The following is a 20,573-nucleotide window of genomic DNA, read 5'->3' as shown; positions in this document are numbered from 1 at the left end:
CGGCACGATGCCGACAGGGCAGCACGCGGCCCTGCGGCGCCGCCGCCCGCCGAAGCGGGAACAGCGACGGCACGGGCCGCGGCGGGCCGGAGGAACCGGCCACCTGGGCATTTTCGCCGATCCGGGGCCCGCGATCCACGCGCCGTGCGATTGCCGGTCCCGGTCACCGCTCCGGAGGCGGGGCGAGGCGGGACCGCTCAGCGCGCCGGTGCGGTCGCGAACTCGCCGCGCTGCAGCTTGGCCACGTCGTTGCCTTGCGCATCCTGGGCCTGCAGGTCGGCGCCCTTGGTGGCGAGGTCCTTCAGCACCTCGGTGCGCTGGAACAGCGCCGCATACATGGCCGCCGTCTGACCGGCGTTGTTGCGCTGGTCCGGCGCGCAATCGGCCTGCATCAGCCGCTTGGCGATGCTCAGCTCGCCCTTGAAGATCGCGCCCATCAGCGCGGTGTTGCCGCGCTTGTCCTGCGCGCAGGGGTCGGCCCCGGCGCGCAGCAACTGCTCCACCGCCGCCTGCTGGCCGTGGTAGGCGGCCAGGATCAGCGCGGTGTAGCCTTTGTCGTCGCGCGTATCGAGGTCGTAATGGGCGCGGATGAACTCGGCCAGCATGTCCTGGCGGCCCTGCCGCGCGGCATCGAAGAAGTAGCTGCGCAATTGCGCCTGCACCGCGGCCGGATCGGGCGCCGCCGGCGCGGGCGACGCGGCGGCGGCCGTGGCGCTCACGGCCAGGCCGAGCAGAAAGAGAACGACACGACGCATGGATGGGTCTCCGCAAGGAAGATGCGCGGCGCGGCGACACCGCCGCCGGGCCGCGCGTGGAACGGATCAATCCTGCAGCTGCGCGGCCAGTTGCTTGACCCGCGCCAGGTCGCCCTTGGCCACCCGCGTCACGCCGCTGCCGTAGGCCGTGTCGGCCTTGTACAGGAACGAGAGCATCAGGTGCTTGCTCTCGTCGTCGGTGCCGGCCAGCGATTCGCCGAAGCTCTGGATCAGGTCCTGCTGTTCCTTCTTGCTGTAGCCGCGGAACAGTTCGCCGGCCTGCTTGAAGTTCTGCTCGCGGGTGATCCTGGCCTGCTGGGTGGTGCCGGACAGCGGCAGTTGGCTGTAGCGCGCGTTAGGATCCTGCGGCCGCGGGCTGAGCCGGCTCGGCTCGTAGTTCACGCCGCTGCTGGTGCTGCCGGCATTCATCGCGCCGTCCTGGTTGCCGTTGTTGACCGCCACGCGCGGCCGGTTCACCGGCAGGCTCAGGCCATTGGTGCCGACGCGATACAGTTGGGTGTCGGCGTAGGAGAAGATGCGCCCCTGCAGCAGGCGGTCTTCCGACGGCTCGATGCCCGGCACCAGGTTGGCCGGCGCCATCGCCACCTGCTCGGTCTCCTGGAAGAAGTTGTCCACGTTCTTGTTCAGCACCATCTGCCCGATCTTGCGCTCGGGCACACCCGGCCAGATCTTGGTGGCATCCAGCGGATCGAAGTCGAACTTGGCCAGGTCCTCGGGCGCGAGCACCTGGATGTACAGATCCCACTTCGGATAGTCGCCGCGCTTGATTGCGCCGACCAGGTCGTTGGTCAGGTGGCTGTAGTCCTTGCCCTGCACCGCCACCACCTGCTGCGGATCCAGGTTCTTGAGGCCCTGCAGGCTCTTCCAGTGGAACTTGACGTAGTGCACCTGGCCCTGCGCGTTGACCAGCTTGTAGGCATGCACGCCGTTGCCGTCCATGAAGCGGTAGCCGGCCGGCGTGCCTTCGTTGGAGTACAGCAGGGTCAGGGTGCGGGTCGCCTCGGGCACGTGCGAGAAGAAGTCGAAGCGGCGCGCATCGTCGTCGAGGTTGGTGCGCGGGTCCGGCTTGAACGCATGCACCATGTCCGGGAACTTGATTGCGTCGCGGATGAAGAAGGTCGGGAAGTTGTTGCCGACCAGGTCCCAGTTGCCTTCGCTGGTGTAGAACTTGGTGGCGAAACCGTGCGGATCGCGCAGCGTCTCCGGCGAATGGTTGCCGTGCACCACCGAGGAGAAGCGCACGAACACCGGCGTCGTCGTGCCCGGTGCGAACACCTTGGCCTTGCTCAGGTCGGAGATGTCGGCGGTGGCGGTGAACTCGCCATGCACGCCGGTGCCGCGCGCATGCACCACGCGCTCGGGAATGCGCTCGCGGTCGAAGCGCTGCAGCTTCTGGATCAGTTGCACGTCCTGCAGCAGCGTCGGACCGTTGGGCCCAGCGGTCTGCGAGTTCTGGTTGTCGCCCACCGGCGCACCATTGTCGCGGGTGAGCGTGGACTGCGCGGCGCTGGCCGACAGGATCAGGAAAGGCGACAACAGGACTAGCAACAAGACAGATCCAGGGCGCATGGCGTCGGCTCGTGTGAAGGGAGCTGCAGCATGGCGGGAGTACGGCGCGCAGAACATTCGTTCCTTGCAATCGATGCCATCGACGCCACCAATCGGGCGCATGCACTGTGACCGCGAACATTGCTGGAGCGCGCAATGCGTTGCAGCTGGCGTGCCTGCGCAGCATCAATCGACGGTCGGATCGGCGCAGATCGGCCGCAAAATGTAGACGCGCCTGGTTATCGGCAGGAGTGGTGCGTGTTGTGGAATGCGCGGGCAGCAGCCGAACGCGCGCACATCGGAAGAGGTGCACCCAAAAAGCGAAGAGGCAGGGTGGCAGCTTCTACAGGCGCAATGCGTCCACCGATTGCGATGCCACACCGCAACGCCGCGGCAAGGGAAGTTGCCGACCGCGCATGCCGCATGCCTTGGGGTGCGCCCAACGCTTCGGCACACGATCGACGCCGCGGCACCTGCGAAGGCGCCATTCCTGGACAAGCGCGTCGTGAGCGAAAGGGCCAGTGCGGCAGCCCCGCCCTCCCCGGCTCTGCCGCGATGGCGGACGCTAGCGCTTGGCGCTCAGCGCGCGGCTGCGATCGGCGAACAGCGTCTGATCGGCGCGACTGTAGGCGGCGCGCTGCACGGCCGCATCGATGCCGCGCTGGAAGTCGGCGCGGAACCCCGACTCGGTGATGCGCTGGGCGATCAGGAACACCGCATGTGCCGTGTCGGCGCCGACCGCCTGCGCATCGGGAAAGCCCTGGCGCCGGATCAGATCGGTCAGGCGCTCCTGGCTTTCCTTCTGCGCCGTTCGCACCTCGCGTGCATACGCGCGCAACGAGACGGTGTCGTGCTGCAGCCGCTGCGGCGAGTAGTCGCGCTTGAGATCGGCGCGGGCCTGCGCGTCGTCGCTGATCAACTGCAGCAGTTGCGTGCGATAGGCCGGATTGGCCGGCGCTGCCGCTGCTGCGTCTTCTGTCGGTGCGCCCGCCGGCTGCGCCGCGGCGATGCCGGTCAGCACGCACAACGCCGCTCCGAACGCCCACTGTCTGGCGATTCGCATGATGATTCCCCCTGTCGCCCGCGATACTAGACCAGCACGCGCGCCCTGTCCGCGCCGCGGCGGCGAACGCACGCCGTTTCCCCCAATGCGATGCCAGCTCGGCAAACGGCGTCACATCGACAACCCAACGGGCGTCACGTCCGCTAGCCGATCACCCGCTTGAACGGCGGCAACGCATCGATGATGCGCTTGCCGTAGCGCTTGGTCAGCAGCCGCGAATCGAGAATGATCACGCGGCCGTGGTCGTCGGAGGTGCGGATCAGGCGGCCGGCGAACTGGGTCAGGGTGCGCAGCGCGTGCGGCACCGCGATCAGGTTGAAGGCGTTGAGGCCGCGGCTTTCGAACCATTCGCCGAGGGTGGCGGTCTGCGGATCGGTCGGCACCGCGAACGGCACCTGGGTGATGACCACCGTGGTACAGGCCTCGCCCGGCAGGTCCAGGCCCTCGCCGAAGGAGTTGAGGCCGAACAGCACCGAGCCCTCGCCGGCGGCGATGCGGCGCATGTGCTCGCCGATCATCTGCGACTTGGAACCGTCGCCCTGCACCAGCACGCGGTTGCGCTGCGCGATCGGCAGCAGGTCGGCCACCTTGAGCATCTTCCAGCGCGAGGTGAACAGCACGATCGAGCCCTTGCCCCAATCCAGTTCGCGCACCAGATAGCGCGCCACCTCGCGCGGATGGCCCTCGCGGTCGTCCGGCGCCACCGGGAACGCCGGCACGATCAGCTCGGCCTGGTTCGGCAGGTCGAACGGCGAGGACAGCGACACCATCTCGGCATGCGCGGGCAGACCGTTGTCGATCGCCAGCGCCTGGAAGTCGCCACCGCCGGTGAGCGTGGCCGAGGTCAGCACCGCCGCATCGACCTCGCTCCACAGCAGCGAGCGCAGCACCTGTGCGGCCGACACCGGCGAGCAATGGCAGATCAGGTCGGCATCGCGCGAGGCGGTGATCCAGCGCGCCATCGGCGGCTGCCCGTCCTGGTCCTCGCGGCGCCAGCCCAGCCACAGCGCGTACTGCTGCTCGACCATCTCCAGGGCCATGCCCAGGTTGCGCTGCAGGCGTTCCTTGGCCGCATCTTCCTGCTTGGACTTGGCTGCCATCTGGTGCGCGGCCTGCACCCAGTTCAGCAGCGCCCCGGTGTCCTGCGCCTGCGCATCGATCAGCGGTTTCCAGTCCTCGGGCAGGCGGCCGTTGGGCGCGCGCCACATCGGTTCGTCCTGGCCCGGCTCCGGCACCCACACCCGTTCGATCTCGGCGCGGAACGCCTTCAGGCCCTTGGCCACCTGCGCGGCCAGTTCGACCGCCTCGTTGGGCAACTGGTTGCCGATGCGGTCCTTGTCGGCGAGCCGGTAGGCGGCACCGACCAGCGCCTGCAGACGGCCGGTGCGCCGCGCCATCTCGTCCAGCGGCAGGTTCGCCGCACCCTGGTCGATGGCGACGCCGGCGATGTGGTGGCCCTCGTCGAGCACCAGCAGCATGTCCGACGGCGGCGCGATCAGCGGCTGGCCGTTGTCGCTGTCGCCCAGCGACAGCGCCGACAGCAGCAGGGCGTGGTTGGTGACCACGATCTGCGCATCGCGCACCTCGCTGCGCGCCTTCAGCACCGGGCACTGCACCGCGAACGAACAGCGGCGCCCGGCGCAGCCGGCGGCATTGGTGGTGATGCGTGCGCGCAGCGACGGCGGCACCGGCTCCGGCGCGGCGTCCAAGTCGCCGTTCCAGGTCCTGTCGGCATAGGCCTTGGCCAGCGCCCGCGCCTGCTCGGCCTCGGCCGGGCTCAGCGGACGGTCGTACAGCGGCGCCTCGTCCTCGAACATGCTGTCCTGCGCGGCCTCGCCATGCAGCTCGGCGACGTTGCGCGTGCACAGGTAACGGGTGCGGCCCTTGGCCAGCGCCACCGTGGCCTCCAGTCCGGTGGCCTTGAGGAAGGCCGGGATGTCGCGCTCGACCAGCTGCGACTGCAGCGCCACCGTGCCGGTGCTGATCACCAGTTTCTTCTTGCTCGCCAACGCGATCGGCACGCCGGCGGTCAGATAGCCCAGGCTCTTGCCGACGCCGGTGGGCGCTTCGGCCACGCCCACGCCGCCGGACGTGCCGAGCGCGCGCGAGACCACGCCGATCATCTGGCTCTGCGCGCGGCGCACGCGAAAGCCCGGCGTGTTGGCCTGCAGTTTGGCGTAGGCGTCGCGGATGGCCAGCTTGACCGGTTCGGTGAGCTGACGCGGGGACGGGCCGGACGCGGGCGGCGTCGACGGCGAAGCGGAATCGGTCATCCCGGCATTTTCTCACGTCCCGTCGCAAGGACTGAAACGCGGGAACTGAACGGCGCTGCGCGCCGCGTTACGGCTGCGGCGGCGCGGCCTTGCGCGGCAGCGCCAGCCACAGCGCGCGCAGCAGCAGGCCCAGCCCGACCACGTACAGCGCATCGTCCAGCAGATGCACCAACGCATAGGCATCCGGATGGGTGCTGCGGAACTGGGGCGTCATCAGCGCCACCCAACCCAGCACCGCTTTCAATAGCTGCGGCAGGATCGCACCCATCAGCAACACCGTCAGTCCGAGCCGCGCCAGCGTGCGCGCGCGGCCCGGCGCCAGCCGCGGGAGCAGCAGCAATGCGATCAGCGGCAGCAACAGCCGCGCCAGCAGGCCGAGCGCGCCGGTCAGCACGCTCATGTCCAGCATCGGGTGCACGCTCATCGCCAACATCCTCGCCTCCCTGGACGACGCACGTCTTTGTTCCTCAGTGCAGCGGCGCGCGCCGCGCCGGCAGGGCAAACCACAACGCCAGCACCAGCAACAGCGCGCTCACTGCCGTCAGCAGGGCGACGATCGCCTCCGACATGACCATCCACAGGTTGGATTCGCTCGCGCTCGCCGCGCGCGACATCAGCCACGCCGGCAACAACGACATGCCCGTCGTCAGTACCACGGCCAGCACCAGCACTCCCAACCCCCACAAGCCGAGGGTACGCGGCCGGCCAGGGCCGCGCGTGGCCAGCAACCCCAGCCCGACCGCAGACATCGCCAGGATCGGCAACTGGAACAGCGCGGTGAGCAAGAGATAGTTCACGGCGACAGGGTCCACGCAGGACCTCCTCTTGATGGGCAGCGAACGGGGCGATCGGCACCGATCGGGACCACGCCATAGGCGCGGCCCGGGCGTGCCTGCAGTGCTCGCGGCACGATCTCCCTGGACGCGGGTCGCCGTGACGCCATCAGTGCGGGTTTGCGACGCGCGGCGGCATGGCGAAGCGCAACGCCAGCACCACCAGCAGCATGCCCACCGCGAAGATCAAGGCGACCGCGCCGTTGACGATGCCCAACAAGCTCGAGATCGACGAGTAACTATGGCCTTGGGATATCAACCACATCGGCACGAACGACAACGCCAGCCCCAGGCCCAAGGCCAGCAGCAGGATCGCCAGCCCGCAGATTCCCAAGGTGCGCGCACGGCCAGGACGGCGCGTGAACAGCAGCGCCAGTCCGACCACATAGACCAGCGCAATCGGCAACTGCGTGAGCAGTCGCGTCAGCACTTGCAGCATCAATGATTCGTCCATGCGTTTATTCCCGGATAGATGGTGGAGGCGAAGTGTTTCAGTCGGCGCTGACCAGCACTGCATCGCGCTCGCGCAGCGCGGCGTACACCGGGTCGGTGTCCGGGCGCACGCCGTGCCAGGCCTCGAAGCTCTCGGCGGCCTGTTCCACCAGCATGCCCAGGCCGTCCACGGTGTCGCGGCAGTGCGCCGCGCGCGCCCAGGCCAGGAACGCGATCGCCACCTCGCCGTAGTTCAGGTCCACCGCCAGGGTCATGCTGTTGATCAGCGACAGCGGCAGGGTGAAGCTGGCGGCCGGGTCGCGGCCGATGGTGGTGGCATTGACGATCAGCTCGAAATCGCCCAGCTCGCGCAGGTCCTCCCAGTAGCGCGAGATCGCGCGCGCCGGCTCGCCCAGCGCATCGACCAGCGCGTCGGCGCGTTCCGGCGCGCGGTTGACCACCACCAGTTGCTGCACGCCGGCCTCCAGCAGTGCCGGCGCCACGCCGCGCGCGGCACCGCCGGCGCCCAGCAGCAGCGCGCGGCGGCCGCGCAGGTCCAGGCCGTTGCGGCCGGTCAGATCGCGCACCAGGCCGGCGCCGTCGGTGTTGTCGCCGTGCCACTGGCCGTCGCGGAAGCTGAGGGTGTTGACCGCACCGGCCGACTGCGCGCGTGCGCTGTGCACCACGCTGAGGGCGAACGCGGCTTCCTTCAGCGGCAGGGTCACGTTGGCGCCGACACCGCCGGCGGCGGCGAAGGCGGCCAGCGCCGCGGCGAACCCGTCGGCCTGGACGTCGATCGCCTCGTACTGCAGGGCGATGCCGGTCTGCTTGGCGAAGGCGGCATGGATGTGCGGCGACAGCGAATGGGCGACGGGATGGCCGAACACGGCAAAACGGGAGTTGGACATGGAGCGCTCGTTGGTTGTTTTAGACTGGCGGCGACATTCCATGGACTCCCACATGCGGACCCCTGTCCTGCCGCTCGCGCTGGCCGCGAGTTTACTCTGCGCGCCGTGTGCGTTCGCGCTTTCCGAATTCGGCATCGAGGGCATGGGCGTGGTGTCGACCGCCGCCGACGAGACCCGCGCCAGCGTCGCGCCCGACGGCCAGCGCATCGTCTGGGCCAGTCCCGACCGCGCCGGCGGGCCCGGCGGCGGCGACCTGTGGCAGGCCGTGCTGCGCGACGGCCGCTGGCGCGACCCGCAACCGCTGCCGGCGCCCGTGAACTCGCCGAGCCTGGACAGCGACCCGTTCTTCAGCGCCGATGGGCGCTGGCTGTACTTCGCCTCGGACCGCCCCGGCGGCCACGGCGGCACCGACCTGTACCGCGCGCCGGTGCTGGCCGACGGCGGCTACGGCGCGCCGCAGAATCTGGGCGCGGCGGTGAATTCACCGGGCAACGAGCGTGCGCCGACCCTGTCGCTGGACGGCACGCGGCTGCTGTTCGCCAGCGACGGCCACGGCGGCGCCGGCGGCCTGGACCTGTTCGTGGCGCGCCAGGAGGGCCTTGCGTTCGCGGCACCGCAGGCACTGGCCGGGGTCAACAGCGCCGACGACGAGACCGATGCGGCGTGGCTGGGCGACGGCCGTGCGCTGCTGGTCGCGCGTGCCCATGGCCGCACGAGCAGCCAGGTGCTGCTGGCGCAATGCGCGGGCGGCCGCTATGCGGATCCGCAGCCACTGGCGCTGTCGTTCAACGGCAGCGACGGCCACACCGCCGGCGCCGTGCTGGATGCGTCCAAGCCCAGCGAACTGCTGCTGTCCGGCAGCGCCCGCGCGCCGAAGGCCGGCAAGCGCGACCTGCACCGGATCAAGGCGCCGACGGCGACCGGCAGTGGCGACTGCCTGTAAGCGGGTTCGACGGCGACGCGAGGCACGGTGGCAGTCGCGCAGGGTTGCCGAGGGATGCGGTTGCATGGGCAGGCACGCATCCTGCAGCCACGACCGGGCGTTTTCGGGATACCGGCTGCTGGCATGCCGACACGCCCGGCAAACGGACCTCGGAAGGCCGTTGTGGGAGGGACTTCAGTCCCGACGCATGGCACCTGGACGCACCGCCTGTTCCCCTGTCGCGACCCAAGGTCGCCTTCCAATAGCCTGCTCTACAGCCGTTCAGTGAGACTCGTCGTCGTGCAGGAGCGCGTCTCGCCCTTTTGCAGGAGCAGCCGCAATGTGCCTTGCCGGGCACCGGTCGCGGCTGAAGCCGCTCCTACAAGGCACAGCGCATCAGGTTGATGCATGGCCGGCGCAGACGACAGGAAACGCCCTGACCTCGCGCCACACACGTATCTGCTCTGCGGCCGGCACATGATATGCAAGGACGATCGACGCAAACACGCAGCGGCCCTGATCGCGCGGTTATCGGCGCATCGCCTCAATACACGTCGCGCCGGTAGCGCCCCTCGGCACTGAGCGCATCCAGCGTGTCCTCGCCCAGGATCTCGCGCAACGCCGTATCCACGCCGCGCGCCATGCCGGCGAGGCTGCCGCAGACATACACCGTGGCGCCACGCGCCGCCCAGTCGCGGACCGCGTCGGCGGACTCGCGCAACCCGTCCTGCACGTAGCGCTTGTGCGCCTGGTCGCGGGAGAACAGCAGATCCAGGCGCTGCAGATGGCCGGCGTCGCGCCAGGCCTTCAGTTCGTCGCCGAACAACGCATCGTGCGCGGCGTTGCGTTCGCCGAACAGCAGCCAGTGCCCCTGCACACCGGCCTGCGCGGCCTCGCGCAGCAGGCTGCGCAGGCCGGCGATGCCGGTGCCGTTGCCGATCAGCAGCATGGGCGCATCGCCATGCCGGCGGAACCCGGGGTTGGCCCGCACCTGCGCGCGCAGCACCGCACCCACCGGCGCATGCTGGCACAGCCAACCGGCGCCCACGCCGGGGCGGCCGTCGTCGCGCAGGGTCAGGCGCACCACCAATTGCAGCAGCCCGTCGGCCGGCACCGAAGCGATCGAGTATTCGCGCAGCGGCAGGGTCGGCAGCGCGTCCACCCAGGCCTGCAGGTCGTCGCCCGGCGTTGGCGGCGTCAGCGCGCGTGACGCCAGCGCCTGCCACAGCGGCTGCCGCAGGCCATCGGCCTGTACCGGCTGTTCGGCGTCCAGCGCTTGTGCGGCGAGCCAGGCGCGGACCGTCTCGGCGGCGTGGCAGGGCTGCACTTCCAGGATGTCGCCGGCATGCCAGTGCGCCTGCGGCGGCGGCACGAGGTCGATGCGCCACACCGGCGCGCCGGCGCTGCCGGGATTGAGCAGGACGCGGCCGGCCAGGCGCCAGTCCAGCGGTTCCGGGGCCTGCAGCACCGGCGCCGACGCCGCCACGCCGGTGAGCGCGGACAGTTGCCATTGCCATTGCGCCAGTGCCTGCGGATCGGCGTTGTCCACTTCCAGCGGCGGGAACAGCGCCTGTGCGCCCTGCGCGTCCAGCCAGTGCTGCACCTCCCGCGAGAAGCCGCAGAACTGCGGGTACTGGCGATCGCCCAGGCCGAGCATGGCGTAGCGCAGCTCCGGCAAGGCCTGCGCCTGGCGCAGCACGCGGCGGACGAAGCCGCGCGCCGCGTCCGGCGGTTCACCGTCGCCGAAGGTGCTGACCACGAACAGCGCGCGCTGGCTGCCGCGCAGCTGGGCCAGGTCCAGCTGCGCCAGCGAACGCACCTCCACCGCCAGGCCGGCGGCCTGCAATTGCGCGGCGGTCTGCCAGGCCAGGCGCTCGGCCAGGCCGCTCTGGCTGGCGAAGCCCACCAGCCAGGCGCCGGCGGCATCGCCGACCAGTCCCGGCAGGGCGCGGCGCGCGGCGCGCAATGCGCGCTTCTTGCGTCGGCGGTCCAGGTACAGCATCCAGCCGGTGACGAAGAACAGCGACATGCACAGGCTCGCCAGCAGCATCGCCACGCGCCCGGGCAGGCCGAAGAAGCTGCCGCTGTGCAGCGCGAACATGCTGGTCAGCAGGCGCCGGCCCAGCGGCTGCTGCCGATACTGCAAGTGGCGCACGATGCGGCCGCTAGCCGGATCGACCTCCACGCTGTCGTAGGCGCGGTCGTGCGCCGGATCGGGCGGCAGGTAGCGGGCCACGATCGGCTGGCCGCTGCGGCCGGGCAGGCGCAGGTCCAGGTAGGCGCGCTGCGCGGCCGGCACGGTGGCGAGGGCCGCCTGCAGCCGCGCGTAGTCCACTGCGGGTGGCTTCCCGCCGCGGCCGCCTTCCTTCTCCTTGGGTGCGGCATCGCCGCCGAGCATCGCCACCAGCCCCTGCCGGTACCAGTCGTAGGACCAGTACAGCCCGGTCGCGGCGATCAGCAGGTACACCAGCAGGCACCAGGTGCCGATCACCGAGTGCAGGCTCCACAGGAAACTGCGCCCCTGCCGGTTCCACTCCACCGCCCACCAGGCGCGCCAGCTCCACCAGCGCCGCGGCCAGCGCAGGTACAACCCGGACAGGCAGAAGAAGATCAGCACGAAGGCGCAAACGCCGGTGACCGCCTTGCCGCGCTCGCCTGCGGCCAGGCGCCGGTGCAGGTCTTCGACGAAGGAGAAGAACCCGTCCAGGCGCGGCGCCGGCAGCACCGCGCCGGTGTAGGGGTCGAAGTACAGGCGGCCGCCGTCGCGGCCGGGCAGGCGCACCGCGGACGGCCGCGTGCCGGTCGGATCGATCAACAGGCGGTTGCTGCGGTGCGCCCCTTGCAGGTCCAGGCGCCGCGCCAGTTCGGCCAGCGGCAAGGGCTGCTCGCCGGCGGCATGGCGCGCGGCGATGGCCGCCAGCGGCGGATTGGCCAGGCGCACGATCTCGTCCTCGAAGGCGAGCGTGGCCCCGCTCAGGCCCATCACCGACAGCACCAGCCCGGCGCTGATGCCGAGCAGCCAGTGCAGCTGGAACAACAAGGACTTGATCACGTCGGCGCGGTGCGGGACAGGGCGGTCGCGCATTGTAAATGAGAACGCTTATCGGATGCGATTGATCCGTCGCAGCGCGGCGTCTACCGCCAAGCGTGATCCACGGCGCAGTTGCCATTTGCGGCACATCCAGCGGTCACCCGACGGACATCGAATCTCGCCAGTTTCTTCACCTCCCCTGACCAGCCGAGGTTCCTGCAATGTCCGTCTCCCTGCGCGGTTGTCTTGCCCTGCTTGCGCTGTTCGCCGCCCAGGCGGCAAGTGCCGCCACCAGCTGTCCCACGCTCTACGCCGGCGGCAAGGCGCCGACGCTCGACGCGTCGATCACCAGCCGCACCACCGAGGTCTGCCATACCGAATACGTGCTGATGGCCTCCGGCGTGACCAAGGGCCCGCTGTACTCGGCCGAGCACATCACCGACCAGCAGGTCGCCGGCGCCGAATCGATCGGCCGAGTCGGCTCCTTCCACGACGAGACCGGCATCCCGGCCGCCGACCGCTCGCACACCTCGGACTACACCAACTCCGGCTTCGACCGCGGCCACATGACCCCGGCCGGCGATGCCTCGACCACCAACTCGGAGAAGGAAACCTTCTCGATGGCCAACGTGGTCCCGCAGGACCACAAGCTCAACACCGGCGAGTGGGCGCGGATCGAAGAGCAGGTGCGTCAGCTGGCCAAGCAGCGCGGCGAGGTCTACGTGGTCACCGGCCCGGCCTTCGACAGCGGCACGCGCAGCAGCATCGGCGCCGACCACGTGCAGATCCCGGACTACGTGTGGAAGGCGGTGTACGAACCGGGCAACGGCGCGGCCGCCTACATGTGCGTCAACGACAGCACCATCAACTGCGACGTGGTGTCGATCAACGACGTCATCACCATGTCCGGCGTGGATCCGTTCCCGGCGATCAGCGCCAGCATGAAGGCCAATCTGATCGCGCTGACGTTGCCGTAAGGCAGGGATTCGGGAGTGGGGAGTCGGGATTGGTAAAAGCGTCCTGATTCCCTGCCCGGGTTGGGGGCGGCCGGAGGCGCGTTGCGCCAGCCGGCCGCCATCGCACGCGCGCGCACCTCAGGCGGTGTGCGCGGTCATCGCCTCGACCAAGGCTGAGAACACGGCACTGCAGGCGGCGCTGCCGCGCACGTCCTGGTGCATTACGATCCAGCTCTCCAGGCCGACGCGCACCTGCCGCGGCAACACCGGCACCAGCGCCGGCGTGCGCCGCGCCAGGGCGACCTGGCAGAAGCCGATGCCGCAGCCGGCGCGCAGCAAGGCCAGTTGCGCCAGGTCGCTGTCGGCGCGCAACGCGAACGCCTCGCGCCGCCACGGCGGCAGCGCACTGCGGGCGGCGCGCAGGAACGGCGTTTCCGTATCGAAGCCGATCAGCGCGTGCTGCGGCAGTTCCTCCAGCGCCTGCGGCAGGCCATGCCGGTCCACGTAGTCCTGGTGCGCGAACAGCGCCACCGCCACCTCGCCGACGCGGCGCGCGACCAGCACGTCCTGGGTGGGCCGGGTCATGCGTACCGCCACATCGGCCTCGCGGTGCAGCAAGTCCTGCACCCGGTTGCTCAACACCAGTTCCAGCCGCAGGTGCGGATGCGCGCGGCGCAAGGCCGCCAGCACCGGCGGCAGCACTTCCGCGCCGATCACCTCGCTGGCGGCGATGCGCACCGTGCCGCGTACCGCATCGCCGTGGCGGCCCGCCGCGCGCTGCAGCGACGCGGCCAGGCTGCCCATCGCCTGCGCATGCCCGCGCAAGGCCAGGGCGGCATCGGTGGGCAGCAGGCCGGTCTGCGAGCGCACGAACAGCGGCACCGCCAGCGCCTGTTCCAGCGCCGCCACGTGCCGGCCGACCGTGGGCTGGGTCAGCCCCAGCGCGCGCGCCGCCGCCGACAACGAGCCCTCCTCCAGCACCGCCAGGAAGGACCGGTAGAGTTCCCAGCCGATCGTATTGTCCATACAGAAATGTATAGCTGGTCGGCGCTCTTCGCCAATTTTCTTCTGCGGCGCCGGCACCGAGACTGAGCGCCGACCCCAACGGAGTGCTGCCATGTTCCCTTCTTCTTCCACGGCCCTGGTGCTGGGCGCCAGCGGCGGCATCGGCGGCGAACTGGCGCGGCAGATGCGCGACGCCGGCTGGCAGGTGCGCGCCCTGCAGCGCGGCCTCGCCCACCCCAGCGAGGAGCGCGACGGCATCCACTGGCACCGCGGCGATGCGCTGCAACGGGCTGACGTGCTGCAGGCGGCCAAGGGCTGTGCGGTGATCGTGCATGCGGTCAATCCGCCTGGCTACCGGCGCTGGTCGGAGCTGGTACTGCCGATGATCGACAACACCGTCGCCGCGGCCATCGCCGAGCGCGCCACCGTGGTCCTCCCAGGCACGGTCTACAACTACGGTCCGGACGCCTACCCGGCGCCGGACGAAGACGCGCCGCAGGCCCCGGTCACGCGCAAGGGCGCGATCCGGGTGGAACTGGAGCGGCGCCTGCAGGCCGCGACCGCACGAGGCGCACGCGCGATCGTGGTGCGCGCCGGCGACTTCTTCGGCCCGCGCGTGGGCAACAGCTGGTTCGCGCAGGGGCTGGTGCGGCCGGGACGGCCGGTCACGACGGTGACCCTGCCGGGCGATCCGGGCGTGGGCCACCAATGGGCCTACGTGCCGGACGTGGCGCGGACCATGCTGGCGCTGCTGCAACAGCGTACGCGCCTGCCGGCTTTCGCCCGCCTGCACATGGACGGGCACTGGGACGCCGACGGCACGCAGATGGCCGCGGCGATCGCGCGGGTGGCGCAGCGCCATGGCCTGGCGCCGCCGCGCACGCGCCGCTTCCCGTGGCCGCTGCTGACCCTGGCCCAGCCGTTCTGGCCGCTGGCGCGCGAACTGCACGAGATGCGCCCGCTGTGGCGGCACCCGCTGCGCATGCGCAATGCGCGGCTGCTGGAACTGCTCGGCGAAGAAACGCATACGCCGCTGGACGTGGCAGTGGAGGCGACGCTGCAGGGGCTGGGCTGTCTGCCGGCGGCGACGCCAACGGCCTAGCGCCGATGTGTGCGTAGGAGCGGCTTTAGCCGCGACCAACGCAATCGGTGATGTCTGTCGCGGCTGAAGCCGCTCCTACGAGGATCAACGCAAATGGATCGCGAGATCACTGCCTGTACAGGAGTGACTTCAGGGCACCACGAATAACGCGTCATTGCGCGGCTCGGCACGATGTCCTGTCTCGATCGTAGGAGCGGCTTCAGCCGCGACGCGCATTCCCGGTAACGCCCGTCGCGGCTTGAGCCGCTCCTCCCAATGGCCTTGGTCGTTGCTGGAGGTGCCCTTCAGTCGCTGCAGCGCCTTCCCGAGAAACGCGTCGCGACGGAGGCGCCTGCAACAAGCAGCGCCGGCTCAGCGCGCCTCGCGCAGCCAGCGCGCCACCTGCGGCGCGAAGTAGGTCAGCACGCCGTCGGCGCCCGCGCGCTTGAACGCCATCAGCGACTCCAGCACGCAGGCGCGCTCGTCCAGCCAGCCGTTGCCAATCGCCGCCTTGAGCATCGCGTACTCGCCGCTGACCTGGTAGGCGAAGGTCGGCACGCGGAATTCGTCCTTCACCCGCCGCACCACGTCCAGGTAGGGCATGCCGGGCTTGACCATCACCATGTCCGCACCTTCTTCCAGGTCCAGCGCGATCTCGCGCAAGGCCTCGTCGCCGTTGGCCGGATCCATCTGGTAGGTGGTTTTGTCGGCCTTGCCGAGGTTGCCGGCGCTGCCCACCGCCTCGCGGAACGGGCCATAGAACGCCGAGGCGTACTTGGCCGAGTAGGCCATGATGCGCACGTGCAGGTGCTCGTCGGCATCCAGCGCGCGGCGGATCGCGCCGATGCGCCCGTCCATCATGTCCGACGGCGAGACGATGTCCACGCCGGCCTGCGCATGCGACAGCGATTGCCGCACCAGCGCCTCGACGGTGATGTCGTTGAGCACGTAGCCGCGGTCGTCGATGATGCCGTCCTGGCCGTGGCTGGTGTACGGATCCAGCGCCACGTCGGTCATCACGCCCAGCTCCGGGAAGCGCGTCTTCAGCGCGCGCACCGCGCGTTGCGCCAGACCGTCCGGGTTCCAGGCCTCGGCCGCGTCCAGCGACTTGCCTGCCGGGTCGATCACCGGGAACAGGTCGATCACCGGGATGCCCAGTTCCATCGCGGCCTCGGCCTCTTTCAGCAGTTCTTCGATCGACAGCCGCTCCACGCCCGGCATGGAGGCGATCGGGGTGCGCCCGGGCACATCGTGCACGAACACCGGCCAGATCAGGTCGTCGACGGTGAGGGTGTGTTCGCGCATCAGGCGGCGCGAAAAGGCATCGCGGCGCATGCGCCGGGGGCGATAGTGGGGATGGGCCACGTGCAGGCTCCTGGGTGGGCGGATTCTGGGAGGCCGCGCCAGTCGCACGGCCGATGCCGCCAGGCACCGCAGGCCGCGCCGCCGGCACCGGCGTGAACGCGAGGCGGCCCGCGCGCGGGCGCCGTCGGCTGGGCATGTTACTCCCGCCGGCACGGCGCGCAGCGCGGAATGCTGCAACACAGCATGCCGGTCGCGCGGCACGCGGGTCAGATCATCCCGCCGCCCAGGCTGAGCCGGATCACCCCGACCACGATCACCAGCGCATTGAGCATCAGGCCAGTCTTGGCGCGGCCGCGGTTGGGCGCCGCGGTGAACAGCAGCCCGATCGCGGCGATCAGCGCGCCGACCGCGGCGAACGGGATCAGGAACCAGTTGCCCCAGCCGAGCAGCGGGATGAAGGCCAGGATCATCCACAGCAACGCCACGATGCCCCACAGCAGACTGATCAGGCCCATGCCGGCCTCCGTGCGAATGTGAGCCTGCACCATAGCGCGCGGCGAACGCCAGGCAACCCAACTCTTGGCATGGGGATCACGGCGGCCCTGCGAGGGTGCGACAGCGGCGGGTTCGGCACGATTCACCCGGCCCGCCTATGATCGCGTGAGATTCGAATACGGGGGTAAGGCCATGAACATCCGACCGCTGTTGCCGTTGGCGCTGCTGCTGGCCCTGGCCGGCTGCGCCAGTTCGTCCAAAGTCATGGTCGGCGCGGCGCGCCCGCCGATCGACCCGGCACTGGTGCAGATCTACTCCGCGCCGCCACCGGGGGCGGTGGATATTGCCCAGCTCGAAGCCTCCAGCGCGGCCGGCTTCGGTACCCAGGGCCAGACCGACGCGGCGGTGGACCGGCTCAAGCGCGACGCGGCCAAGCTCGGCGCCAATGGCGTGGTGCTGATGGGCGTAGGGTCGCAGCGCTCCGGCGGCGGCCTGTCGGTCGGCGCGGGCAGCTACGGCGGCCACGTCGGCGGCGGCCTGGGCATCGGCATCCCCACCACGCAGAAACGTGCCGCCGGCATGGCGATCTGGGTGCCGCCGGGGGCGCAGGCGCCAGCGGCACCAGCGGGACGCTGAAACCGAGCCACCGGGCAGTCGTACAGCGGCGACGTCCGCTGCGCGTCGGCCTGCCTGCATCCAGGCACTGCAACATCATTACGTTATGGTTCACCCGCCTGAAAGGCGGACAGTCCCGCTTGGCTGCGAACCGCATGCATCCGCTCACGTGGGTAGGGAATGCATGAACTGGATCGTCTTCATGCAGCAGAGAACCCTTGTCGTCTTCATCCAGGAGGAGAGCCCATGAAGCGTTGGATATGGATTTTCGCTACATGTTTGCTGTCGTTTCACGCCACCGCCGCACCGGTCTACAAGACGCTCGTGTGCCGCGACAATGATCCTTTCGTGTTCTGCACCCAAGGTTGCAAGGGCATCGACAAGAACTGGAGCCCGGTCGATCCGATCAGTGGCACATGGCAAGCGGACCCAGGCTATTGTTTGAAGCCCAGTCCGGTCCGCTGCTGCAAGCATGGCTCGCACTGCGGTGCATGGACGCCCATCGCGATCGCTGCGGTGGACCAATACGAGGACATCTGTCCGGCAGCCGCCAAACAAGGCAACTGGACGGATCCTAGCCGGCGCCCGGAAAGCGTGCCTTACGAGCACTGAAGGCCGTGCCGCTGCGCTTTCGCGCAGCGGCACGATGGCCCTCACTTGTGCTGTGACGGCACGAACTCCTCGTCCACCGCCGCGGCCAGCTGGTCCGGGGGCAACAGCCCCTGGTCCAGCAGGAAGTTGTTGAACTTCAGCCGGTCGAACCTGGCGCCCAGCGCCAGTTCGGTGCGCATGCGCAGTTCCAGGATGCGGCTGTAGCCGTAGAAGTAGCTGCCGGCCTGACCGGGCGCGCGCACCATGTAGCGGTCCAGCTCCTGCCGGGCCATCGCCGGCGACAGGCCGACGTCGTGCTCCAGCACCAGCCGCGCCCGCTCGCGGTCGATCAGGCCGAGATTGAGCATCGGGTCGAGCATGGCGCGCGCCGCGCGCAGCAGGCGGAACTGCAGGGCGATCAACTGCCCGTCCAACGGCTCGTACGGCACCATCTCGGCCTCGGCGTACAGCGCCCAGCCTTCGACGTTGACCGAATTGAACGCGAACAGGCTGCGCGCCAGCGACACGCCGCGCTCGACCATGGCGGTGAACTGCAGTTCGTGGCCCGGCCGGCCCTCGTGGGCGCTCAGCGTCCACGCCGCCGCGCCGAAGTTGAAATCGTCGTAGTGCTCGCCCTTGCCGGCGCTGTCCGGATTGCCCAGCGGCAGCACGAAGGTGCCCTGCTCGCCGGTGTTGCCGACCAGCGGCGCCGGGCGGAAATGCGGCGCCGGTTGCGCGGCGCTCTCGGCCGGCGAGCCCAGGCGCATCTGCATCGGCCGCTGCGGCACGTCGACGATGCGCTGCTGGCGGATGATCGGATCGATGCGATCGATGACGCTGCGGTAGTGGGCTTCGAGCTTGTCGTCGGGAATGGTGTCGCGCTTGAGCGCGCGCAGCACCGCGCGGTAATCGCGGGCGTCGTCGCCGCGCAGGCCCTTGGCCGCGGCCACCTGCGGCGCCAGCTGCTGCATCGCCGCGCGGGTTTCCATGAATTCCAGCTGCGCGCGCTGCATCAGCACCTGCGGCGCGATGTCGATGCCGACCTGCTTGAGCTGGAACGCATACAGCTCGGGCGGCAGGCGCGCATCCTCGCGCGCCTGCGGCAGCACGACCGTGCGGGTCCACGTGGCGTAGTCCTGGAATTGCTTGTCCAGCGCCGCCAGCGCCGCATCCGCGCCGGTGATCTTGTACTCGGCGAACAGCGCGCGAATGCCCTTGGCGTAGGTATCGACGTTGCTCAAGGCCTGCTCGACCTCGCGCCTGGTCGGCTGCAGGAGCTTTCCGTCGGCGCGCTTTTCTTCGTAGCGTTGCCGCGCCAGCAGCAGGATCGAGGTGCTGCCCGGCGCCAAACCGACGTAGCGCTGCAGCCGCAGCAGCGCCTTGGCGCGGCGCGCCGCCGGTACCTGCTCGGACAACAGGTTGTTGAGTCCGCCGAACACATGCTGCGGCGCGTCGGTCCATGGCAGCAAAAAACGCTCGTTGAGCGTGCTGCCCTCGATCGCCTGGTCGGCGGCGTGGATCAGGATCGCCAGATCCTGGCGCACGTTCGGATCGCGCTCCACCTGCAGTTTTTCCTGCAGCGTGCGGCGCGCGGCAGCGGTGGCCTCGCGGAAACGCCGCGCGTTGTCGGGACCGAAATCGGAGACCTGGTCGTCGAATCCCGGCACGCCGAAGAAGCTCACTTCCTCGGCCTGGAACGGCGCCTGCGCCTGCAGCAGGATCTGCGCGAACCCATTGCTGCGCTCCACCCAGGCCGGCGCGCGCGTGGCGGCTGCGGCAGCCGGCGCGGCCGCCGCAGCCAGCGCGGGAAATGGCGAAGGCGCCGCCAGTGCCAGGGTCAGGGCGATGGCGAGGACACGTGGCTTCATGGCGCAGCTCCGACAGAATGATGCCAGGACCGTACGCGGCGCGTGCCGGCTCGGCCATCTGCCGGAGGTCATGGCCGCCGCCACGCCGTGGTGCAGCATGTGGGTGAAGACTATGCCGCCGCGGTCGCGCACATGCTGTGCCGGCAGCAGAGCGCATGATTGCAGGACATGGGCGGTGCGATCGCGCCCCCACATGGCGCCCCCCACGCACCACGCGGCGCGGGGGGCGGCAGATCGTTCGCCGCTACTTACTTCGTCGCGTCGGCCTCGGCCGGCGTGGCACTGTCGTCGACGTCCGTGGCGGGCACCGGCGGCGCCTCGACCGCCATCCCGTCCGCCTCTTCGTCCTCGTCCTCGGCGTCCTGCCCGAGCGCATCGAGCAGCGGGATCGCTTCACCCGCATCCGGCAATACCTGCAAGGTGGTGTAGTGCCACTCGCCCGCATGGCGCTCGGCTTCGATGTACAGGGTGCCGTTGGCGCGGCTGCCGTGCAGCGACACGCTCAGCTCGGCATTGCCACTGCCGCCGCCGCTGCTGTTGAAGCTGCCGCTGGGCATGATGCCGTCCTTGATCGGCGCGCCCAGCGCGGCCGCCACGCGCGGGTCGTGTTGCGCGGCCATCACGCCGACCCGGTACGGCTCGGACGACTTGGTGACGCGCGCGATGCCGAGCACGAACACCGCGATCGACGCGAGCAGCAGGGCGCCGAGCACCAGCACGATCAGCGGCACCGCCCACTTCCAGTGCCGCGCCCACCAGCCGCGCCTGGCCGGCGGCAGCGCCGTGGTGGAGGTGGGACCGGGCGTGCCGGGCAGCGGCGGCGGACTCGACATGACGTCACTCCTTGTCGTGCGGAAGAGGAAAGGTGGAA

General features: G+C 70.0%; 19 protein-coding genes. 5 read left to right on the top strand and 14 right to left on the bottom strand.

Annotation, left to right across the window (positions count from 1 at the left end):
* Positions 1–197 precede the first annotated feature (197 nt).
* From AC1PMG_RS01775 to aroE, 8 genes are all read right to left on the bottom strand, one after another.
* Positions 198–755: an ankyrin repeat domain-containing protein gene (locus AC1PMG_RS01775; RefSeq protein ID WP_481110434.1), complete on the bottom strand. Its 558-nt coding sequence runs from the start codon at positions 753–755 to the stop codon at positions 198–200.
* 66 nt (positions 756–821) lie between these two features.
* Positions 822–2,345 carry a catalase KatB gene (gene katB / locus AC1PMG_RS01770; protein WP_481110433.1) on the bottom strand — a complete coding sequence of 508 codons (1,524 nt, stop codon included), beginning with the start codon at positions 2,343–2,345 and terminating at the stop codon, positions 822–824.
* Between the two features lie 544 nt (positions 2,346–2,889).
* Positions 2,890–3,387, bottom strand: coding sequence for a hypothetical protein (locus tag AC1PMG_RS01765; RefSeq protein WP_481110432.1), 498 nt, complete (start codon positions 3,385–3,387; stop codon positions 2,890–2,892).
* 143 nt (positions 3,388–3,530) lie between these two features.
* A complete protein-coding gene (dinG, locus tag AC1PMG_RS01760; RefSeq protein WP_481110431.1) occupies positions 3,531–5,660 on the bottom strand; it encodes an ATP-dependent DNA helicase DinG in 2,130 nt (709 codons plus the stop codon).
* Positions 5,661–5,727: 67 nt separating this feature from the next.
* Positions 5,728–6,084, bottom strand: a complete 357-nt coding sequence (locus AC1PMG_RS01755; protein ID WP_481110430.1) for a hypothetical protein — start codon at positions 6,082–6,084, stop codon at positions 5,728–5,730.
* Positions 6,085–6,127: 43 nt separating this feature from the next.
* Positions 6,128–6,472: a hypothetical protein gene (locus AC1PMG_RS01750; protein WP_342074557.1), complete on the bottom strand. Its 345-nt coding sequence runs from the start codon at positions 6,470–6,472 to the stop codon at positions 6,128–6,130.
* A gap of 130 nt (positions 6,473–6,602) precedes the next feature.
* Positions 6,603–6,947: a hypothetical protein gene (locus AC1PMG_RS01745; protein WP_342074558.1), complete on the bottom strand. Its 345-nt coding sequence runs from the start codon at positions 6,945–6,947 to the stop codon at positions 6,603–6,605.
* 37 nt (positions 6,948–6,984) lie between these two features.
* Positions 6,985–7,833 carry a shikimate dehydrogenase gene (aroE, locus tag AC1PMG_RS01740; protein ID WP_481110429.1) on the bottom strand — a complete coding sequence of 283 codons (849 nt, stop codon included), beginning with the start codon at positions 7,831–7,833 and terminating at the stop codon, positions 6,985–6,987.
* Between the two features lie 52 nt (positions 7,834–7,885).
* On the opposite strand from aroE, the gene AC1PMG_RS01735 reads away from it, so the two are divergent.
* The gene (locus AC1PMG_RS01735; protein ID WP_481110428.1) at positions 7,886–8,776 is read left to right on the top strand and encodes a TolB family protein; all 891 of its coding nucleotides are present in this window, start codon (positions 7,886–7,888) and stop codon (positions 8,774–8,776) included.
* A gap of 523 nt (positions 8,777–9,299) precedes the next feature.
* On the opposite strand, the gene AC1PMG_RS01730 is transcribed toward AC1PMG_RS01735, so the two are convergent.
* On the bottom strand, positions 9,300–11,807 hold the full coding sequence (locus tag AC1PMG_RS01730) for a PepSY domain-containing protein (protein ID WP_481111589.1): 2,508 nt from the start codon (positions 11,805–11,807) through the stop codon (positions 9,300–9,302).
* Between the two features lie 200 nt (positions 11,808–12,007).
* Between AC1PMG_RS01730 and AC1PMG_RS01725 the strand changes: the two genes are divergently transcribed.
* On the top strand, positions 12,008–12,763 hold the full coding sequence (locus tag AC1PMG_RS01725; protein ID WP_481110427.1) for a DNA/RNA non-specific endonuclease: 756 nt from the start codon (positions 12,008–12,010) through the stop codon (positions 12,761–12,763).
* Between the two features lie 117 nt (positions 12,764–12,880).
* On the opposite strand, the gene AC1PMG_RS01720 is transcribed toward AC1PMG_RS01725, so the two are convergent.
* A complete protein-coding gene (locus AC1PMG_RS01720; RefSeq protein ID WP_481110426.1) occupies positions 12,881–13,768 on the bottom strand; it encodes a LysR family transcriptional regulator in 888 nt (295 codons plus the stop codon).
* A gap of 91 nt (positions 13,769–13,859) precedes the next feature.
* Between AC1PMG_RS01720 and AC1PMG_RS01715 the strand changes: the two genes are divergently transcribed.
* Entirely contained in the window at positions 13,860–14,849 is a 990-nt protein-coding gene (locus tag AC1PMG_RS01715; protein WP_481110425.1) for an NAD-dependent epimerase/dehydratase family protein, read from the top strand.
* 351 nt (positions 14,850–15,200) lie between these two features.
* Here AC1PMG_RS01715 and hemB read toward each other — a convergent pair whose 3' ends face one another.
* Complete coding sequence (gene hemB, locus AC1PMG_RS01710; RefSeq protein ID WP_481110424.1) at positions 15,201–16,193, bottom strand: porphobilinogen synthase; 993 nt, start codon at positions 16,191–16,193, stop codon at positions 15,201–15,203.
* Between the two features lie 206 nt (positions 16,194–16,399).
* Positions 16,400–16,648, bottom strand: coding sequence for a hypothetical protein (locus AC1PMG_RS01705; RefSeq protein WP_481110423.1), 249 nt, complete (start codon positions 16,646–16,648; stop codon positions 16,400–16,402).
* Between the two features lie 172 nt (positions 16,649–16,820).
* Here AC1PMG_RS01705 and AC1PMG_RS01700 point away from each other — a divergent pair, with 172 nt between their 5' ends.
* Both AC1PMG_RS01700 and AC1PMG_RS01695 read left to right on the top strand, forming a co-directional pair.
* The gene (locus tag AC1PMG_RS01700; RefSeq protein WP_152181558.1) at positions 16,821–17,264 is read left to right on the top strand and encodes a hypothetical protein; all 444 of its coding nucleotides are present in this window, start codon (positions 16,821–16,823) and stop codon (positions 17,262–17,264) included.
* Positions 17,265–17,489: 225 nt separating this feature from the next.
* Positions 17,490–17,855 (top strand): hypothetical protein, encoded by a 366-nt coding sequence (locus AC1PMG_RS01695; RefSeq protein WP_342074563.1) that lies wholly within the window; start codon positions 17,490–17,492, stop codon positions 17,853–17,855.
* 41 nt (positions 17,856–17,896) lie between these two features.
* On the opposite strand, the gene AC1PMG_RS01690 is transcribed toward AC1PMG_RS01695, so the two are convergent.
* Positions 17,897–19,702 carry a DUF885 domain-containing protein gene (locus AC1PMG_RS01690; protein WP_481110422.1) on the bottom strand — a complete coding sequence of 602 codons (1,806 nt, stop codon included), beginning with the start codon at positions 19,700–19,702 and terminating at the stop codon, positions 17,897–17,899.
* A 248-nt stretch (positions 19,703–19,950) separates the two neighbouring features.
* The gene (locus AC1PMG_RS01685; protein ID WP_481110421.1) at positions 19,951–20,535 is read right to left on the bottom strand and encodes a cytochrome c oxidase assembly factor Coa1 family protein; all 585 of its coding nucleotides are present in this window, start codon (positions 20,533–20,535) and stop codon (positions 19,951–19,953) included.
* Between the last annotated feature and the right edge of the window lie 38 nt (positions 20,536–20,573).

It is taken from the genome of Xanthomonas sp. NCPPB 2250 (assembly GCF_056725265.1).
Note: the sequence above shows the minus strand (reverse complement) of the source record. Positions and strands in the feature narration are given on the sequence as shown.

Coding starts and splice junctions, on each gene's coding strand:
- AC1PMG_RS01695 (WP_342074563.1), top strand. CDS start 17,490: ATGAAGCGTTGGATATGGATTTTCGCTACATGTTTGCTGTCGTTTCAC.
- aroE (WP_481110429.1), bottom strand. CDS start 7,833: ATGTCCAACTCCCGTTTTGCCGTGTTCGGCCATCCCGTCGCCCATTCG.
- AC1PMG_RS01715 (WP_481110425.1), top strand. CDS start 13,860: ATGTTCCCTTCTTCTTCCACGGCCCTGGTGCTGGGCGCCAGCGGCGGC.
- AC1PMG_RS01705 (WP_481110423.1), bottom strand. CDS start 16,648: ATGGGCCTGATCAGTCTGCTGTGGGGCATCGTGGCGTTGCTGTGGATG.
- AC1PMG_RS01690 (WP_481110422.1), bottom strand. CDS start 19,702: ATGAAGCCACGTGTCCTCGCCATCGCCCTGACCCTGGCACTGGCGGCG.
- AC1PMG_RS01700 (WP_152181558.1), top strand. CDS start 16,821: ATGAACATCCGACCGCTGTTGCCGTTGGCGCTGCTGCTGGCCCTGGCC.
- AC1PMG_RS01685 (WP_481110421.1), bottom strand. CDS start 20,535: ATGTCGAGTCCGCCGCCGCTGCCCGGCACGCCCGGTCCCACCTCCACC.
- dinG (WP_481110431.1), bottom strand. CDS start 5,660: ATGACCGATTCCGCTTCGCCGTCGACGCCGCCCGCGTCCGGCCCGTCC.
- AC1PMG_RS01725 (WP_481110427.1), top strand. CDS start 12,008: ATGTCCGTCTCCCTGCGCGGTTGTCTTGCCCTGCTTGCGCTGTTCGCC.
- AC1PMG_RS01755 (WP_481110430.1), bottom strand. CDS start 6,084: ATGAGCGTGCACCCGATGCTGGACATGAGCGTGCTGACCGGCGCGCTC.
- AC1PMG_RS01720 (WP_481110426.1), bottom strand. CDS start 13,768: ATGGACAATACGATCGGCTGGGAACTCTACCGGTCCTTCCTGGCGGTG.
- AC1PMG_RS01745 (WP_342074558.1), bottom strand. CDS start 6,947: ATGGACGAATCATTGATGCTGCAAGTGCTGACGCGACTGCTCACGCAG.
- AC1PMG_RS01735 (WP_481110428.1), top strand. CDS start 7,886: ATGCGGACCCCTGTCCTGCCGCTCGCGCTGGCCGCGAGTTTACTCTGC.
- katB (WP_481110433.1), bottom strand. CDS start 2,345: ATGCGCCCTGGATCTGTCTTGTTGCTAGTCCTGTTGTCGCCTTTCCTG.
- AC1PMG_RS01775 (WP_481110434.1), bottom strand. CDS start 755: ATGCGTCGTGTCGTTCTCTTTCTGCTCGGCCTGGCCGTGAGCGCCACG.
- AC1PMG_RS01765 (WP_481110432.1), bottom strand. CDS start 3,387: ATGCGAATCGCCAGACAGTGGGCGTTCGGAGCGGCGTTGTGCGTGCTG.